Source organism: Haladaptatus sp. (assembly GCF_049589095.1).
In the GTDB taxonomy this organism is placed as follows: domain Archaea; phylum Halobacteriota; class Halobacteria; order Halobacteriales; family Haladaptataceae; genus Haladaptatus.
This window is the reverse complement of record NZ_JBAWAC010000290.1, coordinates 1-2,978: the sequence shown is the minus strand read 5'-3', so window position 1 is coordinate 2,978 and position 2,978 is coordinate 1. Positions and strand designations below refer to the sequence as shown.

General features: G+C 62.7%; 3 protein-coding genes. All 3 read left to right on the top strand.

The window, feature by feature from the left end:
* Window positions 1-92 precede the first annotated feature (92 nt).
* On the top strand, window positions 93-476 hold the full coding sequence (gene gcvH / locus WBV42_RS09440) for a glycine cleavage system protein GcvH (protein ID WP_253227086.1): 384 nt from the start codon (window positions 93-95) through the stop codon (window positions 474-476).
* 236 nt (window positions 477-712) lie between these two features.
* The gene (gcvPA, locus tag WBV42_RS09435) at window positions 713-2,053 is read left to right on the top strand and encodes an aminomethyl-transferring glycine dehydrogenase subunit GcvPA (protein WP_423985799.1); all 1,341 of its coding nucleotides are present in this window, start codon (window positions 713-715) and stop codon (window positions 2,051-2,053) included.
* Window positions 2,054-2,105: 52 nt separating this feature from the next.
* Window positions 2,106-2,978: aminomethyl-transferring glycine dehydrogenase subunit GcvPB (gene gcvPB / locus WBV42_RS09430; protein ID WP_423985798.1), on the top strand; the 873-nt coding region annotated here is incomplete at its 3' end.

The window sequence follows — 2,978 nt, the reverse complement described above, 5'->3', positions numbered from 1 at the left end:
TACGCCGACCCCGGAACCGTCATCCGGGTGATGGTGCGTGGACAGTCGAAGAAAGCAAAGATTGAGAGCACACCGTTTCTGAAAGACAAATAATGAGCTTCGAAGTACCAGAAGACCGCAAATATCTCGAATCGCACGAATGGGTAGCAGCAACCGACGGAACCGGCCGAATCGGCATCACCGACTTCGCACAGGACGAACTGGGCGACGTCGTCTTCGTCGAACTCCCATCCGAAGGTGACGAACTCGAACAGGAGGGCGACCTCGGCGTCGTCGAGAGCATCAAAGCGGTTTCCGACCTCTACTCGCCCGTTTCGGGTACCGTCACCGACGTGAACGAGGAGTTGGAGAACGCGCCCGAACTCGTCAACGACGACCCGTTCGGCGACGGATGGATGCTCGAAGTCGAACTGGACGACGAGAGCGAACTCGACGACCTGCTGTCCGCGGACGAGTACCGCGAGCAGATCGAGTAACGACGGCACCACACTTCTCACCGTTTTCGTCCGACAGTAGCGACGGCACCGGTCACGACGAGTAGCACGGATGAGCGCTGCAGTGTGCAATGCGGACGTATACCGTAGATATTTGCTCTGTCGTGCATACTTTTCCGCTTCTTTCCGCTCCCAGTCGTTATATGTATGCAAGCTCGTGCAATGCGGGCGTCGGCTTTCCTCTCATATTAAAAGGGTGGACTCCCTAGCCCGACTCAATGACCGGAGGCAACGCGAGTGCGGGCAGCCCGTACGCACCGCACACGGCCGAGGAGACCGCAGCGATGCTCGACGCGGTCGGGGTCGAAAGCGAGGAGGAGCTTTTCGACATTCCCGACCCCGTCCGCTTCGACGGCGAGTTCGGCATCCAACAGCGTACAGAGCAGGCGACACGCCGGGAACTACAACGAATCCTCGGCGAGAACCGAAACCTGACGGAGTTCTTGGGACGCGGCCACTACAGCCACTACGTTCCCTCGTTGGTCGATCACCTCGCGGATCGGTCGGAGTTTCTGACCTCCTACACGCAGTACCAACCGGAAATCACGCAGGGGTTCCTGCAAGCGTTGTTCGAATACCAGTCGATGCTGGTCGAGTTAACCGGTCTGGGAATCGTCAACGCCTCGATGTACGACCACGCGACGGCGCTGGCCGAATCGGCACTACTCGCCGCCCGTGTCCGGAAGACGAGCGGCAACCGCGTCCTCGTTCCCGACTCCCTGCTCTCCGAGCGAAGGAGCGTCCTCGAAAACTACACCGACGGGCCGGGCCTCGTCGTGGACGAATACGGGACCGACGACGCAAACGTGGACGTGGATTCGCTCGCTGAGGCCGTCGACGAGGACACCGTGCTCGTCTACGCGGAGAACCCGACGACGCGCGGGACCATCGAGGAGAACCTCGCGGCAATCGGCGACATCGCACACGAGAACGATGCCCTGTTCTGTCTCGGCACCGACCCCGTGGCGCTCGCGCTGTTGCAGGAACCCGCCGCCGTCGGTGCGGACGTCGTCGTCGGCGACGCCGCGACGCTCGGCCTGCCGACGAGTTACGGGATGGGTCTCGGACTGTTCGCCACGCGCGAGGAGTTCGTCCGGCAGGTGCCGGGCCGACTCATCGGCATCAGTGAAGACGGCGATGATAACCGCGCTTACACCCTCACGCTCCAGACGCGCGAACAGCACATCCGCCGGGAGCGTGCGACCTCCAACATCTGCACGAACCAGGCGTGGGTCGCGCTGCGAACCGCCATGCACATCGCGTATCTGGGTTCGTCCGGACTGATCGAACTGGCCGAGAAATGCGTCACGCTGGCCGACGACCTCGCCGGACGACTGGACGACATCAACGGCGTCCAAGCACCGGTCAACGACCGCCACCACTTCCGCGAGTTCGTCGTCCGCACCGACCAACCCGCACCCCCAATCGTCGCAGATTTGGAGGAACGCGGCTTCGCGGTCCACGAAGTCGGTGAACACGAGATTCAGGTGTGTGTGACCGACGTGAACGAACACGCCATCGGTGAGTTCGTCACGCTGTTCGAGGAGGTAGCAAACTAATGAACCTACGAAAGACACGTCATTCGAGCTTCACGATCACGGGGTGGTTCGCGTGAACTACACGCAAGCGAAGTGGGAACACGACGAGGAGGACCTGTACGAACCGCTCCTGTCCGAAAAAGACGGCAACGAGGTCGAAATCGAATCCTCGCTCCCCGATGAGTTGACCCGCGATAGCCTTGACCTCCCCGAACTGTCGGAACCCGAGTTGGCCCGCCACTACACCCGACTGTCCCAGATGAACTACGGCATCGACAGCGGTCCGTACCCGCTCGGTTCCTGTACGATGAAGTACAACCCGAAGTTCACCGAGGACGTGGCGGCGCTCCCCGGCGCGAGCGTCCACCCCGACCGCTCCGAGGACAGCGTGCAGGGAACCCTCGAACTGCTCTACGGTCTCCAGGACTACCTCGCCCGGATCGGTGGGATGGACGCAGTCAGCCTCCAACCCCCCGCAGGTGCGGCGGGTGAATTCACCGGCATTCTCGTGGCGAAGGCCTTCCACGAGGCGAACGGCGAGGGCGACCAGCGCACGGAAATCATCGTCCCGGACAGCGCCCACGGTACCAACCCGGCGAGCGCGGCGCTCGGCGGCTACGATGTGGTCGAACTCCCGAGCGCGGACGACGGCCGCGTCGATATCGAGGCACTCGAAGCCGCGACCGGCGACAGCACCGCGCTGTTCATGCTCACCAACCCGAACACGCTCGGCCTGTTCGAGCGCGACATCGAGCAAATCGCCGAAATCGTCCACGGCGCAGGCGGCCTGCTCTACTACGACGGTGCGAACCTGAACGCGCTCCTCGGCCGTGCCCGTCCGGGCGACATGGGCTTCGACATCATGCACTACAACGTCCACAAGACGTTCGCCACCCCGCACGGCGGCGGCGGTCCCGGTGCCGGACCTATCGGCGTCGGCGAAAAG

What these genes read in the sequence shown, in the direction of transcription:
- gcvPA (WP_423985799.1), top strand. Translation starts at nt 713, where the DNA reads ATGACCGGAGGCAACGCGAGTGCGGGCAGCCCGTACGCACCGCACACG.
- gcvH (WP_253227086.1), top strand. Translation starts at nt 93, where the DNA reads ATGAGCTTCGAAGTACCAGAAGACCGCAAATATCTCGAATCGCACGAA.